This is a genomic window from Methanofastidiosum sp., assembly GCA_020854815.1.
Classification (GTDB): Archaea; Methanobacteriota_B; Thermococci; order Methanofastidiosales; family Methanofastidiosaceae; genus Methanofastidiosum.
Map to the genome: position 1 here is coordinate 1 of JAHKLW010000077.1, position 15,342 is coordinate 15,342.

Annotated in this window: 16 protein-coding genes and 2 tRNA genes; 12 read left to right on the plus strand and 6 right to left on the minus strand. The window is 34.2% G+C overall.

The window, feature by feature from the left end; translation table 11 throughout:
• Positions 1-153: 153 nt before the first annotated feature.
• Positions 154-522, minus strand: a complete 369-nt coding sequence (locus KO464_09160) for a type II toxin-antitoxin system PemK/MazF family toxin (GenBank protein ID MCC7573537.1) — start codon at positions 520-522, stop codon at positions 154-156.
• The gene (locus KO464_09165; protein ID MCC7573538.1) at positions 491-670 is read right to left on the minus strand and encodes a hypothetical protein; all 180 of its coding nucleotides are present in this window, start codon (positions 668-670) and stop codon (positions 491-493) included. Before KO464_09165 ends, KO464_09160 begins: the two co-directional genes overlap by 32 nt.
• Before the next feature lie 1,088 nt (positions 671-1,758).
• On the opposite strand from KO464_09165, the gene KO464_09170 reads away from it, so the two are divergent.
• From KO464_09170 to KO464_09210, 9 genes are all read left to right on the plus strand, one after another.
• Complete coding sequence (locus KO464_09170) at positions 1,759-3,138, plus strand: putative sulfate/molybdate transporter (protein ID MCC7573539.1); 1,380 nt, start codon at positions 1,759-1,761, stop codon at positions 3,136-3,138.
• A gap of 119 nt (positions 3,139-3,257) precedes the next feature.
• Positions 3,258-3,476, plus strand: a complete 219-nt coding sequence (locus tag KO464_09175; GenBank protein ID MCC7573540.1) for a hypothetical protein — start codon at positions 3,258-3,260, stop codon at positions 3,474-3,476.
• A 4-nt stretch (positions 3,477-3,480) separates the two neighbouring features.
• Positions 3,481-3,642, plus strand: coding sequence for a hypothetical protein (locus KO464_09180; protein MCC7573541.1), 162 nt, complete (start codon positions 3,481-3,483; stop codon positions 3,640-3,642).
• Positions 3,643-3,656: 14 nt separating this feature from the next.
• Positions 3,657-4,496, plus strand: coding sequence for a hypothetical protein (locus KO464_09185; protein ID MCC7573542.1), 840 nt, complete (start codon positions 3,657-3,659; stop codon positions 4,494-4,496).
• A 207-nt stretch (positions 4,497-4,703) separates the two neighbouring features.
• A tRNA-Ala gene (locus KO464_09190) sits at positions 4,704-4,777 on the plus strand.
• A 42-nt stretch (positions 4,778-4,819) separates the two neighbouring features.
• Positions 4,820-4,893: transfer RNA gene (locus KO464_09195), tRNA-Val, on the plus strand.
• A 40-nt stretch (positions 4,894-4,933) separates the two neighbouring features.
• Positions 4,934-5,869: a hypothetical protein gene (locus KO464_09200; protein MCC7573543.1), complete on the plus strand. Its 936-nt coding sequence runs from the start codon at positions 4,934-4,936 to the stop codon at positions 5,867-5,869.
• The gene (locus KO464_09205) at positions 5,866-7,044 is read left to right on the plus strand and encodes a homocitrate synthase family protein (GenBank protein MCC7573544.1); all 1,179 of its coding nucleotides are present in this window, start codon (positions 5,866-5,868) and stop codon (positions 7,042-7,044) included. The genes KO464_09200 and KO464_09205 overlap by 4 nt, the downstream gene beginning before the upstream one ends.
• 3 nt (positions 7,045-7,047) lie before the next feature.
• Positions 7,048-8,640: a thiamine pyrophosphate-binding protein gene (locus KO464_09210; protein ID MCC7573545.1), complete on the plus strand. Its 1,593-nt coding sequence runs from the start codon at positions 7,048-7,050 to the stop codon at positions 8,638-8,640.
• On the opposite strand, the gene KO464_09215 is transcribed toward KO464_09210, so the two are convergent.
• From KO464_09215 to argG, 3 genes are read right to left on the minus strand one after another with little or no spacing between them, the layout of a single operon-like run.
• Positions 8,626-9,855, minus strand: coding sequence for a GMC family oxidoreductase N-terminal domain-containing protein (locus KO464_09215; protein ID MCC7573546.1), 1,230 nt, complete (start codon positions 9,853-9,855; stop codon positions 8,626-8,628). The two genes, KO464_09210 and KO464_09215, sit on opposite strands and share 15 nt — an antisense overlap.
• Positions 9,856-9,868: 13 nt before the next feature.
• On the minus strand, positions 9,869-11,218 hold the full coding sequence (gene argH / locus KO464_09220) for an argininosuccinate lyase (GenBank protein MCC7573547.1): 1,350 nt from the start codon (positions 11,216-11,218) through the stop codon (positions 9,869-9,871).
• 43 nt (positions 11,219-11,261) lie between these two features.
• Positions 11,262-12,482, minus strand: a complete 1,221-nt coding sequence (gene argG / locus KO464_09225) for an argininosuccinate synthase (protein MCC7573548.1) — start codon at positions 12,480-12,482, stop codon at positions 11,262-11,264.
• Between the two features lie 208 nt (positions 12,483-12,690).
• Here argG and KO464_09230 point away from each other — a divergent pair, with 208 nt between their 5' ends.
• Complete coding sequence (locus KO464_09230; GenBank protein MCC7573549.1) at positions 12,691-13,809, plus strand: Fic family protein; 1,119 nt, start codon at positions 12,691-12,693, stop codon at positions 13,807-13,809.
• Between the two features lie 59 nt (positions 13,810-13,868).
• Positions 13,869-14,918, plus strand: coding sequence for a PQQ-binding-like beta-propeller repeat protein (locus tag KO464_09235; GenBank protein MCC7573550.1), 1,050 nt, complete (start codon positions 13,869-13,871; stop codon positions 14,916-14,918).
• Here the strand turns inward: KO464_09235 and KO464_09240 are convergent.
• A complete protein-coding gene (locus KO464_09240; GenBank protein ID MCC7573551.1) occupies positions 14,879-15,112 on the minus strand; it encodes a hypothetical protein in 234 nt (77 codons plus the stop codon). The genes KO464_09235 and KO464_09240 overlap by 40 nt on opposite strands.
• On the opposite strand from KO464_09240, the gene KO464_09245 reads away from it, so the two are divergent.
• Positions 15,111-15,338, plus strand: a complete 228-nt coding sequence (locus tag KO464_09245) for a zinc ribbon domain-containing protein (protein ID MCC7573552.1) — start codon at positions 15,111-15,113, stop codon at positions 15,336-15,338. The genes KO464_09240 and KO464_09245 overlap by 2 nt on opposite strands.
• The last annotated feature ends 4 nt before the right edge of the window (positions 15,339-15,342 follow it).

The following is a 15,342-nucleotide window of genomic DNA, read 5'->3' on the forward strand; positions in this document are numbered from 1 at the left end:
CTTATATTCATGACATTGCTCTTCATATGGGCGCTCTATATGCTCTTAAGCAGAGGTCTTTAGATTGGCCTTATTTTTATGGCCAATTAAATGTTTAATATAAAACACAAATGTATAATTACTTCGCATAACAGTAATTATGCGAAAAAGAATCTAAATGTCAATTTCAATAATTTTTGAGATAATTCCTTCTATCTCTTTTGCCGTTTCTAAACTGATCATGCCAATACTTTTTAGCATTAGAGATTTGTTGATAGTAAATATTTTGAACGGCAATATCTCACTTTTCTTGACGAGGTGCCCTTCTTCCAGATCAACATCGTCAATGATAATGCTATCTTCAAAATTCCTGATCTTGCTTGTGATAGGTATGGCTATAACGGTATTGTGATTTATGTTATACTTTTCATTAGAAACGATGACGCAAGGCCTCTTCTTAAATTCATTTTTATCATCAAAAGGAAACAGGCCAAGCACTATTTCTCTTTGCCTAAAGATTGTCCCAGAGGTCATCTTCTTCATTGTCCCATATTTCTTTTAATTCAGGATCCATGGCAAAGATATTGTTTGATCTTAACGCATCGATCATTATGTCCTCTAGCTTATTTATCCGCACTTCTAGTTTGTGCAGCTTTTTATCAAAAATCTCCTCAACTTGCAAGTCCTTCACCTAGCCAACAATATAATGCATTTGTATATATAAAACTTTATGGACTAATCTTAACTATTCTAGCCCGAGAATAGACACTTATTTTTCAAATTGAACATTAATTTTAAGTCTAAATATTGAAATAAAGTCATTATGAACGTTAAATTAAAAAATAAGCCCTATTTCCTTTTCGGACTCTTAATCTACGGGCCAGGGGTTCAAATCCCTTACTGCCCGCCAATAACTTTTCTGGCGGTTAAATTTGAAATAATCATAGATTAAAAATAAAGTTATTATTAATCTATTTTACTTGTTTTATTCTTTCGAGGTCCTTGCATACTTTATGGTAATTAGTCTTTGCCAATACTGCAATCTCATTAGGTTTCAAAAAGTCTTCATGTCTATTTACCAATTCAATAATTTTTGTATTCATATATTCACCTTGACATGACTAGATTTTATCAGAAGGCTATATCGTTTAATAAAGAGTAATAGTATTTTTAGTTTCATCAAGTTCAATCAATCCTTATTATTAATTTGAATTAATTATCATACTCTGAATATTTTCTTTGTAATCATCAACAAACTGTTTAATTTTATAATTTAGAAAAAAGAACTGTAATCCCAATGAGTTATTCTCTCTTTCTTATTACTATTGATTATCAATAGTGTATTATATATTGCTAACCAATAACTTTATATATTAGTATCAACATAGTTAACATTGTCAATCAACATTGACAAAAACCTATCCGTTAGTAGGGATCTTGGAGCAGATTCCTGCATATAAAACTCCAATTACGATGATGGGGGAGAAATCCCCCTGAGTATTTAGCTATTTTTGGATATATACTACGTCAAAAGACTATAAATTAGGATTACCTACACGACAATACTATCTGTAAACACCGAAAAGTTTATATATAATCGCCTTAATATATATTTGTTTGAGTATATTCTTTTTGGCTAATATTTGCTAAAGAGTATATATTCAAGCATGTTGATTAAGTCACTTGACTTTTTCAAACAAAAAAAATGGAGGAAAAAACATGTCTGGAATTGGATATTTTGGTCCAAAAAGGCCGCCAGGATACGAAGAACAGCCTTCAATTAACCCAAGTTTTTTGAAGCTTAGGCTACCATTCTACCACTATCCAATAGAATACCAGGATTTCATCCAAGGAGTAATTTTGACATGTGTGCCTTTAGGTATCACGGTCGCCATGGAAGGAACTATGGGTATCCCTATTGAACTTGGTGTAGTAATGGTCATGGTAAACAACTTTTTCTATCTATGGCACACAACCTTTGGTGACCCATCAGTTGCCGGTTGGATTACCCCTGGTATTCCTATCTATACCGCATACTTTGCCACATACTCCAACACCATTGTTGGTCCAACTGGAGTATATATAGAAAGAATGCAAGCATTAATAGCGATGCAGCTTATATTAGCAATAATATTCTTGGTGCTTGGTGTAACAGGAGTAGGTAGAGAATTTGTAACACGTATTCCAAAGTCTATCACAGCAGGTATACTATTGGGTGCAGGTCTAGCATCACTTCAAACAATTTTCAGCCCAGCACAATCCTATGTAGCTAAGACACCGGTATCATTCCTAGTATCTGCAGTGGTGTCTCTGTTCTTACTGTTCTCTAAGAGAGCAGTTTCGTGGCGAAAGCAGAATAAGATATTCCAATGGCTTGCAGGATTTGGAATAGTGCCTGGATTCATTGTAGGATACATACTTGGTCTGATAACTGGAGAAATCCAAGTCGATATGGCAAAAGTAACACAGAGCATTATCATCCCAATCGATTTTGGCAGAATCTTAAACGAGGTTTCAGTCTTCGGAGTTGGATTCCCAAGTGCTACTCTGCTCGGTGCTGGTGTAGCTGTTGCTATAGTAGCATACATTATTGCTTTCGGAGATATACTTATCCTGAAATCTTTAATCAAGCAGGCTGACGAAGCAAGACCAGATGAGAAACTACTTGTTCACATAGGAAGAAACCACATCATTACCGGATGGAGAAATGTACTCATGGGTATGTTCTTCCCATACGTCCCAATGTGCGGTCCACAGTGGACTGCTGGCCAAGCGCTTGTAGTTCAGAGATATATGCACTCAACACCAGAACAGGAATACACCTACTGGGGTGGAGCAACAAGCCTATTCTGGGGTATGAGCATAGGCCTATTGATAAACCCAATAGTTCAGATAATGCTACCAGCAAGAACTATCGGATACGGTCTAACCTTGTTAATTCAGGGATACCTCTGTTCTTATCTTGCCATGGAAATGGTTGAGAATAATATCCAGAGAGCTATTGCAGGTATAATGGCTGCAATATTGGTCGTAGCTAACTACGTCACACTCTGGAAGAGTCCGTTCTTCTCTGCACCAGCAATGGGTTTAGTAGCCGGTATTATTCTCTACTTCGTACTTGAATACGAAGGTGGAATGGCAAAGACCAAGAAAAAATAAATTAATTTAATTTTCTTTTTTATTTTTATATTGTTTCTTTTTTAACTTAGACGTTTGTAGACTCATTTCAAATGGAAACTCTTATAAACATTTTTAAAATTAGTAGGTAAGGGATACTAATGGTTACAGTGAAGATTTCAAAAAGAAAAAGAGTAAGATCAAAGGATTACTTAAAGAGGGGCTTACCTTTTTTAGTAGTTGGACTTGTTATAATAGTTGGGGGATTATTAATAATAGACCGCATTTATGAAGAAAGCGGATACATAAAATGGATTTGGTTTGTTGTATCTTTCTTAGTATTTCAATATGTCAATTTTAAATATATAGTTAGAAAGTGATAATATGGAATTTACTGATATTTTTAGATATGTGCTTGTGTTAATAATTGTAATATATGGTATTAATGCATATATAAATGGTCAATTGACACTTAGGTACTTAGTAATTGCATTTGTTCTTTGTGCAGTAGTATATTTCATAGTAGCAAGGCCTGATAAATACTAAATAGGTGATTTTAAGTGTTGAATAAATTTTTTAATAAAAAGATTATTGCATTTCCCGGAATAGTAAAATTAGAAGAAGGCCCTGTTCTTGATGTATTTAATAGTTTAAAAAATGAAAAAGAAAAGTTTGAAACATATATCCCTGTTAAATTAGGTTCTCATCTTTACTACAGCGGTTTATATTTCACTTCCAGATTCAAAAATCCAGAAATGTCTAAACTTGTAATTGTTGATGAAAAAGGAAATATTCTGAAAGACAAAGAGAAAGCGTATAAAATTTGTCTAGCAGTGAACCTTTTTATGAAGTCAGTTACTATTGAAAATATTAAGTATATCATGAAAGACATTGAAGCGTTAGATGGTGTTAAAAAGCATAAGTCAAAGGCAGATTATTATGTGCCAACAGGCAAGTTATTTCTATCAAAGAAAGATGCAGAAATTTTAGAAAAATCTTTAGAGAATTTTTCTAAGCATGAAAACACGGCAAAACAGTTACTTACACATTATGTAGATGGACTGAATAGATCTAGAAATCTTGATTTTATAGATTATAAGGAATTTATGGATTTGATAGATTCTTATATTAATGCAGGATTTGAAAGGGTTAAGGCAAAGGAGAATCTAATGAAATTTTCTGAACTCATTAAATTAGCAAAAAAAACATTGAAGGATAAAGAAGACGAATTTTTAGATACTGAGGCAGGATCTTTCCACATGCTTGATAGATTTGAAGCGTATGCCAGAAAGGATCCTGTATTATTAGAACACATGTACAAAAATGTCAGAGAATATTTCACTAAAAGAATGGCCGAAGACGAAGCTAAAGATTTAATGACTTTGTTTAATAATATTTAATTATTCTTTTTCGTTAATATGCCTATTTTTTAGAATTTAGATTTAATATGTTAGGTTATTCTAATTATTATAGGCATATAAAATTTTTATTTTAAATATTTTATAATTATATTTTTTTTTAGTTATTTTTAATATTATTTTTATTTTTTCTTTTAATTTTTTTATCCTCAATAAAATTTAAAAGCTGACTTTTTGTATATTTGTTCAGGGCTCGTAGCTCAGCCGGTATGAGCGCGGCATTCGCAATGCCGAGGCCGCGGGTTCAAATCCCGCCGAGTCCATAAATAGATAACTTTTTTAAACTTTTGAAATTATTAAAAACTGGGCCCATGGTCTAGTTGGTCATGACGTCACCCTCACACGGTGGAGGTCCTGGGTTCGAATCCCAGTGGGCCCATTAAATATTATAGTTTCAGTCATTATTTGTGGGTGAAAACTTGAAATACACTAGAGAAGATTTCTTCAAGGCATTTGGCGATAAAATATGGATCTCACCATTTGAAAAGATTGTTGTTCTTGCAGACCAAGAAAATAAAATAATCGAGATATATGAAAAACATCCGCGAGGCATGGCCACAGCGTCATGGGTAACTTATCATTATCCAAAAGCTTCTTCCTTGATTACTCAGGCGAATGGAGAAGGAAGTTACAGTTTTTTTAGGGCTAAAGAAGGGAAGTGTGATTTGGATTTGAAAGCAGGAATTTCTGCAGCAGGTATTGAAGAAATCAAAATAACTCAAAATAAAATTTTAATTACTTATGCAGGCCTTGGTGGTGGTGGAGTTGGCGCCGTTCTTAATAGAGGACTTGCAGAGGGTGTAGAAGAAGTTGAGATAATAGATTATGGTGGTGGAGGAGGGCTAAGCAGAGCTAGACTCACATTCAACTTAAAGCATAAGATAGTGATAGGTGTTGATGATACAGATACGAAAGAGGAAGGGGCAACTTGGTCTTTAGCAAACGAATTAGCCTATAAAATTGAAAAAGAAGGATTAGCCGATTATCTTAGACATACCTTAGTTCAGCTTTATCCAAAAAATCCGCATAAGACCCAAAATTGTGTTAGCACTGCACTGACTTTTGGAGTAGATCCACAAAATATTCCACTATTCAAAGAGAGAATTTTTGAATTATTTAATAAGCATACACTTTCAAAAGAAACTGGATTAGTTCTTTTGCCTGGTATAGGAATTGATAAAAAACTTCGAGATTATTCTCATAATGTTAAATTTTCCATGGTATCAATCCAAGAGGCAATTGATTTCTCCAAAAAATTAAAGAATCTAGAAGTTTTAATGGATAATTGGGGATTGATAGGAGCGATCGCTGCTTTAGGATACTCTGAAGATCCCAATGAGGCTGTGAGGTTATGAAATCATTTGTTAGCCCTTATAATTTCGTCGAAGAGATCGAAATAAAAGAAAACCCAAAAAATATTATTGTATATGACACCACTTTAAGGGATGGAGAGCAGACCCCAGGAATTTGCTTTACACCCGATGAGAAAATAGAAATTGCTATTAAACTAGATGAGTTGGGTATTCCACAAATTGAAGCTGGATTTCCAGTTGTGTCCGATGGCGAAAGGAGGGCGATAAGGAATATAACGAAGCAATCTTTAAATTCAGAAATACTTGCTCTGACAAGAACTTTAAAAAGTGATATAGACATTGCTTTATCCTGTGATGTTGATGGAATCATTACTTTTATCGGGACTTCAGATCTTCATTTAAAATATAAACTAAAAATGACCCAAGAGCAAGCGCTTTCAAGAGCAGTTGAGGCAGTTGAATATGGTAAAAGTCATGGAATTTTTGTTGCATTCACTGCAGAAGATTCTACAAGAACCGATTTGGATTTTCTGATTGAACTATACAAAGCAACAACTGAGGCGGGTGCCGACAGAGTTCACATAGCAGATACCACCGGTTCAATAAGGCCCATGGGAATGAGATATCTTGTTAGTAAAATAAAAGACAATATAAACAATACTATAGGAATACACTGTCATGATGACTTTGGACTTGCAGTTGCTAATTCTCTTGCAGCGTTTGAAGCTGGCGCTAGGGCCATATCCACAACTGTAAATGGAATAGGTGAACGGGCCGGCAATGCTTCACTAGAAGAGGTAATAATGAATCTTAGGTTCTTATATGGAATAGAGATGCCTTTCAGATATGAAGTTATATACGAACTTTCAAGACTAGTTGAAAAATATACTACAATGCCGGTACCAAAAAATAAAGCCATCGTTGGGGATAATGTATTTTCTCATGAATCTGGGATACATGTTTCAGCAGTTAGAGCTGAGCCATTGACATATGAACCGTATATGCCTGAGTTTGTTGGGCAAAAACGAAGAATTATACTTGGAAAACATTGTGGGATGAGTTGCATTGATGCAAAACTTGAGGAATTACGTTTATCTGTGCCTCAAGATGAAAAAGAAACCCTAATTCTCAAAATTAAAGAAATGGCAGAAAGAGGCGCAAAAGTTGGCGATAAAGAATTTAAGAATATGGTCCAAGAAATTCTTTCAAAAGGTTAGAGGATGAAAAATTCATATTCCGGAGCAGAAATAATATCCAAAGCAATCAAGGATTCAGGAGTTGATACACTTTTCTGGTATCCGGGAAGGGAAATATTGCCATTATATCACGAATTGAAAGATAATGGCATTTCTATTATTAGATCTTCACATGAGCAGTGTGCAGTTCATAGTGCTGATGGATTTTATAGGGCAAGTGGAAGAATATCGTCTACACTGACCTCAACTGGTCCGGGGTCAGTCAATGCAATGATGAGTCTCGCATGCGCCTATAAAGATGGCTCATCGTTAGTATTGATCACCGGGCAAGTTCCTACCGATAAGCTAGGAACTGATGCTTTCGAGGAAGTCGATTTGCTTTCAATGACCTCTGCCATAACAAAGAAAAATATTATGATTAAAGATGATCTATATCGAGAAATAAGAGATTCATTTAATCAGGCAATATCTGGCCGACCAAGACCCGTTCATGTCGAAGTTTCAACAGACTTATTTGAACAACAATACATTTCTGACCTTGAATACACTGAAACTAAAACAAAAACTAAACTTGACATCGACAAAATTAAACTTGCCATTAAGTTGATTAACGAGTCTGAAAGACCTTTGATTCTTTCTGGTTATGGTGCTATTAATTCTAATTCAGCAAATACTATTTACTCCCTCTCTACTAAAATTGGGGCGCCAATAGTTACAACACTCCCTGGGAGGGGGATAATAGATGAAGACGATAATCGCGCATTTGGCACTCTTGGAGTGAGAGGTACAAATAATTCTAAAGTGGCTTTTGAAAAGTCAGACCTATTGATATCTTTTGGGGTCAAATTTTCCGATAGAACTTCATATAATCTATTAGATACTTCAAAAAAAATAATAGATGTAAATCTAGAAAAAAATCAAAAAAATATAGTGTTTGACCTAGCTCTTATTGGAGATTTAAATGAAATAATTAACAATATAACGATTGGTGTTTCTAGAAAATCTGATCTTTGGATTAATAAAAATCCCATGAGAAAATTGGATGGAATTTCATCTTCCTCTACACCTTTGAAACCGCAAGCTGCTATTTTTGAAATATTTGAAAAACTAAACAAGAACGATATTATTGTTACAGACACGGGCTCAATAACAGTATGGGCCCATTTGCTGAAAAAAGTTCACATCCCTCGGACATTTATCTGTTCACACTCATTTGGTGCAATGGGGTTTGGATTGCCCGCATCCATAGGGGCTAAATTATCAAATCCTGGAAAGAGGGTAGTATTAATAACTGGCGACGGCGGACTTTTGATGGTATTGGGGGAGCTATTAATCCTCTCAGAAAATGATATCGATGTGAAAGTATTCCTCATAGATAACGGTGTATTGGGAACAATTAAACAATATGAAGATACAAAATTTGATGGGAAATACTCTTTTTCTCTAGGTAAGAATGATTTTGTAGCTATATCAAAAGGTCTTGGAGTCCCGGCTCTTAGAGTTGAAGACAAAGGAGAAATGAAAAAAGGAATCAGAGAAACTTTGAACTCAGAAGGCCCGATGCTTTTGGACATCGTAACGAATCCAAATGAAAAAGTTCCTTCAGGTGGAATTTAGAATATTTTCTCCCAATTTTTTTCCTAAAGCCATTAGCGAAAGGATCGGTGGCGCGCCTGGTGATTCTGGAAGTATACTTGCATCACATACATAAAATCCCATTTTTGTCTTGAATTGATTGTCCACAGTGATTCCTATTGGTGCAGTTCCTCCGGGATGAGCTCCAATAGCTTCAGTTGAAACTATCGTATCTACTCCTGATTTCTTTAATATCCTCGAGGCAATAGCAACACCATTTGATATTTTTTGGACATCTTTGCCGGTACAGTATTTTTCGATAAAGTTCTTATTAACATACCCAAAAGAGTCATCTTTTATTTTGATCATTATTCCGATGATATTATCTCTTTTAGAATCTATTTTCTTTTCACCAAGCATTTTTATAATTCTCTCAGAATAATAAGGAGAGATTAGAAAGTCGTTAAATGGAATGTAAGCTGCCATTTGTAACTCGTCTTTGAATGTTTTGTCACATCTTCCACCAATAGTAACAAATATATCCGCAAATAGACTCTTTGGAGTTATTATGCCTGAATTATTCAGAACTTTGGGGGTATCAAGAGCGCCTGCACTTAATATAACATTTTTTGCAGAAATATCCTCGAGATTACCTTTTTCCATACCTTGAACTTCAAAGTAATTATTACTTTTATTTATTTTCAAAGCTTCAAAATTAGTCTTTAGTTCAGCCCCATTAGAAATCGCCATTTCAATATAATAAAGGGAAGTTTTTTTTGCCTGAAATTGACATCCCATGTTGCATTTTCCACATTTTTTACATTTCTTAAAGTCAATCATTTTGGGCATTATCTTTGGTTCATAACCCAATTCTTTAGATTTTTCAATGAATAGATTAGTCCTATCACCTAACATATCTTTGGGGATGGTTGATAATCCAAAATCCTTTTCAACTTCATCAAGTTCTTTTTCGATATCTATACCGAGTTTTTCCAGTTCCTTTTCTTGCGTTCTGACACCATTACCTATGGCTAATAATGTTGTTCCTCCAACACCATTACCACTTAAGATTTCTATTTTTCCATGTTCTTCAAAATCTTTGCAAGAAGAAGCTCTGAAATAACCTTTGTGAGCTTCGTTTAAGGGAAGATAATCCCCTTTTTCAAGTATTAAGACTTTATAATCGGAGGATATCTTTTCTGCAATAGCAGCACCACTAGCACCACTTCCAATTATGATATAATCGTATTTATACATGGTATCCCGTAAACTAAATTTTGACCAATTGTTCTATTCTTTTCATAAATATTTCTTTTTTAGATAAAAGTTCTTTTTCTTCTTCTTTTATCCTCTTTTCTATCTTATCAAGCCCAAGATTTCCAGTAGCGCCTGTATGCGTCTTTGATTTTATATTTTTAACCGGGTCTTTATTTTTTAATGATTCTAGATTTATCCCAACTTCTTTGTAAGCATCCCTAAATGGCGTTCCTTCCTTTACAAGTTCCAATACTCTATCCGTTGCATAGACTTCAGGAGAAAATGACTCAATTAATATTTCTTTGTTTACCTTTATTTTTGGAATGAAATATCCTAGGACGTATAGTGTCTGCTGGGTAATATCAAAACTTTCCATTAAAGGGCCTTTGGTCAATTGGAAGTCTCTATTGTATCCTGAATAAAGGGAGGTTATTATTTCTGTTACCCTAAAGTATAGAGAGTTTACAACGTTTGCTTTAGCTCTTGTAAGTTCAAGCAAAGCAGGATTTCTTTTTTGAGGCATAAGGCTTGAGCCGCCACAAAATTCTTCCGGTAAGTTGAAATAATTAAATTCAGGTATTGAAAATAAGATTAAATCATTAGCAAACTTTGAAAGGTCCATCATTATCTGCGATAGAGCAAATATAATTATGGATTCTGTTTTTCCCCTGCTATTATTTGCATACAGGACGTTATTCTGCACCTTTTCAAATCCTAAAAGAGTTGCAACATATTCTCTATCAATATTAAGATTAACACCATAACTTGCAGCACTTCCTAGGGGGGATTGATCATTAATCTTGAAAGCACTCTTCAATAAATAAAGATCATCAAGGAGACTCTCTAAGATAGCGCTTGTCCAAAGCCCTACTGAGGAGGGCATAGCTCTTTGAGTATGTGTTCTCCCGGGCATAGGCACGAATTCATTTTGTTTTGAGAATTCTAAAAGTATTTTGCAAAGATTTAGAACACTTTCCATCATATCAAATAATCTCTCTTTTGAATATAATCTCATATCCAAGAGTATCTGATCGTTCCTACTCCTTGCAGTATGAATCTTCTTACCAACATCACCCAACTGTTCAGTTAAGAAATTTTCAATGGCAGTATGCACATCTTCATCTTCTTTATGTATACTAAATTTGCCCTGCTCATGAAGATCTAGAATTTCAATCAAATTCTTTTTAATTTTTAGAAGCTCTTCTTCAGAAAGAATTCCTATTTTTTCAAGCATTGTTGAATGAGCGATATTTCCTATGGCATCAGCTTTCACTAGCTTCATATCCCAGAGATAATCGTCTCCAACTGTAAAATCTTCAACAGCTTTGTCAAGTTCATATTTTTTTTTCCAAAGTTTTGCCATTTAGTTACTCCCTTACAATCATAAAAAATAAAAATTTAAATATTTATCTGGGCCTTTTGGCCAAAACTTCGTACATAAGGCCCATAACTTTCGCCGCATCCTTTGAAATTCTTTGATCCATGCCTCCAACTTTTATTGACCTTAGTTCAGGCACAAATAATGATGAAGTTGATTCTCTCTTTATTATTTCTACATTTCCTTTAAATAATTTAACTTTGAAGTTTCCATTAATATGCTCCTGACTTTTGATTATGTAGCTGTCAAGAGAATCTTTTAAGGGATGGAACCATCCTCCGTGATATACAAGATATCCCCATTTCTGTTCTACAGTCTTTTTAAATAATATTTCTTCCTTTGTAAGGCACATCTGTTCTAGATCTTTATGGAGTTTTAGAATTATTGTGGCCGCAGGAGCTTCATAAATCTCCCTACTTTTGAGATTCATTATGCCTTCTTCAAAAATATCTATTTTTCCAATACCATGCGTTCCTCCAATTTCATTTAGCTCAGTAAGGAGCTCTAATAACCCAATTTTTTTTCCGTTTAAAGATACTGGGACGCCTTTCTCAAAGGAGATTTCCAAAAAAGTAGGATTATCTGGGGTGTTTTCAAGAGATCTAGTCCACATCCATAAATTGTCTGGAAGTTCTTGATCAAGGTCAATTGCTCCACTTGCAATAGACCTGCACCAGAGAGTTTTGTCATCTCCTCCAGTTATCTTTTCAGTTACATAGATTCCCCACAACTCACAAAGTTTTTCCTCTTCTTTTCTCGTAAGATTAAAATCTCTGACGGGTACCAATACATTCAATTCTGGCGCAAAAAATTTGAATACATTGTGCATCCTGTACTGATCATTTCCTTTGCCGCTTGAACCCTCCATTAATGCATCGCAACCCAATTCTTTACCTTTTTGGGCCACTATGTTTGCAATAAGTTGTCTCGTCATCGAAGTACTTACTGGATAACCCATATAATCTGAGTTTGCCATTATTGCCATAGGGATCCATTTTTTTACAAATTCTTCTTTCGCGTCTATGACAATTGGCGTTATCTCTAGAATATTTGCCTTTTCAAAAGCAATATCAATTTCTTCTTTTCCTTGCCCAACATCAATCATTATGGGTAAAATCTCTTTAGCATTATAAACTCGTTTCAGGAGCTCTATACAGAGACAAGAATCAACTCCTCCAGAATAGGCAACTGCAACTTTTTTAACAGAAGGTATATCAACCCCTTCAAATTTTGTTAGTATTTCGTCCATAATTAAAACCTTCCCTCGAATCATTGAGCCAGTTATAAAGATTATGACTTATTTGTATCAAAAATAGACTATTAAGTACAATTTCAATTGCTATGAGGATTCTATTTATTAGATAATATTTTACCACTATATTATTTTTCCAATACCAAAAACAATATAAAATGTAGTACTAAATGAACATAATAATCACTATTTATGGAAGAATAAGATGGTCTATCTAATAAAAAAGAATATTAATGGAGAAATATATTACTACCTTAATCATTCGGTTAGAATGGGTAGCAGAGTAAAGACAGTTTCACATTATCTGGGGAAAGGTCCATTTTCTCAGTCTGAAATTGAATTCTTAGTTAAACAAAAGTCTCAGATGATTCTCCTAGAAGCAGAATTCCTGAAGATTTTTTCAAAAAGATCAGGGCATATAGATCATATCCTCCCAACTTCTTTCATAAATATACTAGAGAGACTAAAAGAGATAAATAGAATAATGGCCCCATTTAACAAAAGCTATTTTGAAAAATTTGAAGATAATCTTAGACTTAGATATGTTCATGGATCAACAGCAATAGAAGGCAACACGTTATCATTGAGAGACGCGCAACTTATTCTTGAAGAAGATACTCCAGCAGGTAATACTCTAAGAGAGATGCATGAGATATTAAACTATAAAGGCCTTTTTAAATTCCTTAGAGACTACACTGGCGATATAAATTTGAAACTCATTCTAAAAATTCATGAAATGCTTATGAAAAATATAGATGATGAAAATGCAGGTACACTTAGAAACATTGATATATCTATATCTGGATCTGATTACGATCCTACGCCCTTTCCAGTTTTAGAAGATGAACTTAACAGTCTCATAAATTGGTATAATGAAAAAAGATTAACAATGTTTACAGTTGAATTGGCTTGTCACTTTCACCAAAAATTTGTTGAGATTCACCCATTTATTGATGGTAATGGCAGAGTTTCGAGAGAATTATTAAATTTTATTCTTTTACAAAATAAATACCCGAGAATTGTTATCCCATTTGAAAGGAGGGGGGTGTATCTTAGGTGCATAGATATTGGAAATTCAGGAGAACTAACCCCATTTATTATTTTTGTATCTGGGCTTCTGATCGAGGACTCGTTTAAACCCGTGGTCACATTCTTTAATCAATTAAAGGAAAAAATAAAGGAAGAAAAGTATTCAAGTGATATCTCAAATCAATTAGATAATACCATGAATGATTATACAGAAATCTTGAAAACAATTAGAGACATGGAAGGCAAAATAGAAAATTTGAACTTAACGGAGCTAAGAAAAGGCAAATGGAAATAATCTTGGAATTAATATTTTTAGAACATAATATTTAAATAGGCCAGATAATGAGTATTTTCATGAAAAAAATTACTTTATTCCTAATATTAATATTATGCAATGTATCAATAATGAATGTTTTTGCAGATGAACTTTCTTGGAATTTTGAGACGGGAGATGATGTAGCTTCTGTTGCGGCAACTTCTGACGGAGCGTATATAGCAGTTGGCTCATATGACAATCATGCGTATCTTTTCAATAAAAGTGGTACACAATTATGGAAATTCCAAACAGGTAGCAATGTAGAATCTGTGGCCATATCTTCAAATGGCCAATACATAGTTGCAGGGTCTTGGGATAAAAGAGTATATTTGTTTAACAAATCTGGGCAGAAGATTTGGGATAAAGTTACCTCTGGTCAAGTTAACAAAGTTAATATAGCTCCTGATGGATCATATATCACTGCAATTACAAAGGATTATAGCGTTTATATATACGATAAAGCCGGGGTTCAGATTACCAACTACAATTCAAGAAATAGACTGGCCTCATCTTCAGTTACCCCTGATGGTTCTTACATGGCCGTTGGAACAAATGATAGCAATATTTTCTTGCTTTCAAGATCAGGTGAACGTTTATGGGAGTACAAGACCGGGGCTAATGTTCAATCAATTTCTTTAACTCCTGAAGCTACTTCTATAGTTGCCGGTGCATTTGATAATAAAGTTTATCTTTTTGATAAGAAAGGTTCTCTAATTTGGTCTAAACCAACCAGTGCTGCAACACATTTAGTTTCTATCAATAAATATGGTTCAAGGGTATTTGCTGCCGATCTTAGTGACAATATCTACTTATTTGACTCTTCGGGAAAACAACTCTTCAAAAGAACGATGAAAGATAAAGCCAATGCTGTTTCTATGTTACCAACTGGAGATTATATTGCGGTAAGTTCTCTTGATAGAGTTATAAGTTTATTAAATAGTTCTGGAACTTTATTGTGGACTACAGGGAATGAAAGCACCATAAATTCATTATTCCTGACTACAGATGGAAAATTAATCGCTGGATCAAAAGATAACAAAATTTACCTCTATGATCTAAGTGTATATATAAAACCAGGAACATCATAATCTCCAAAAGAATCTACATCTATTGAGGTTCCACAAACACCTGTTTCTGAGACTAAACCACCAGTAACAACTGATGATAAACCACCTCCTGTGACTGTGCCAGAAACAACTACAACAACTTCTGGTAGTTTTCCATATATTTTTATCGTGCCTTTAGCAATAGTAATAGTCGGGATAGCGGCTTTAGTATTCATGAAGAAAGGAAAAACATCAACTAAAATTCCTGAAATACCAAAAGAAATTCAAATAAAGGATGAAGTCAAATGTCCTTCTTGTGGGTCCCCTGTTGAAGAAGGAGCTAAATTCTGTGGAAGCTGTGGAAATGATATTCATGAAAAGATAGAATTAAAATGCCCACATTGCGGAGCGTCAGTCGGAAAAGACAGTAGTTTTTGTCCAGAGTGTGGTCAAAAAATTTAAAATT

Excerpts from the sequence above, each read along its gene's own strand:
- KO464_09160 (MCC7573537.1), bottom strand. The coding sequence starts at position 522 with ATGAAGAAGATGACCTCTGGGACAATCTTTAGGCAAAGAGAAATAGTG.
- KO464_09175 (MCC7573540.1), top strand. The coding sequence starts at position 3,258 with ATGGTTACAGTGAAGATTTCAAAAAGAAAAAGAGTAAGATCAAAGGAT.
- KO464_09180 (MCC7573541.1), top strand. The coding sequence starts at position 3,481 with ATGGAATTTACTGATATTTTTAGATATGTGCTTGTGTTAATAATTGTA.
- KO464_09205 (MCC7573544.1), top strand. The coding sequence starts at position 5,866 with ATGAAATCATTTGTTAGCCCTTATAATTTCGTCGAAGAGATCGAAATA.
- KO464_09210 (MCC7573545.1), top strand. The coding sequence starts at position 7,048 with ATGAAAAATTCATATTCCGGAGCAGAAATAATATCCAAAGCAATCAAG.
- KO464_09215 (MCC7573546.1), bottom strand. The coding sequence starts at position 9,855 with ATGTATAAATACGATTATATCATAATTGGAAGTGGTGCTAGTGGTGCT.
- argH (MCC7573547.1), bottom strand. The coding sequence starts at position 11,218 with ATGGCAAAACTTTGGAAAAAAAAATATGAACTTGACAAAGCTGTTGAA.
- argG (MCC7573548.1), bottom strand. The coding sequence starts at position 12,482 with ATGGACGAAATACTAACAAAATTTGAAGGGGTTGATATACCTTCTGTT.
- KO464_09230 (MCC7573549.1), top strand. The coding sequence starts at position 12,691 with ATGGTCTATCTAATAAAAAAGAATATTAATGGAGAAATATATTACTAC.
- KO464_09235 (MCC7573550.1), top strand. The coding sequence starts at position 13,869 with ATGAAAAAAATTACTTTATTCCTAATATTAATATTATGCAATGTATCA.
- KO464_09245 (MCC7573552.1), top strand. The coding sequence starts at position 15,111 with ATGAAGAAAGGAAAAACATCAACTAAAATTCCTGAAATACCAAAAGAA.
- KO464_09240 (MCC7573551.1), bottom strand. The coding sequence starts at position 15,112 with ATGAATACTAAAGCCGCTATCCCGACTATTACTATTGCTAAAGGCACG.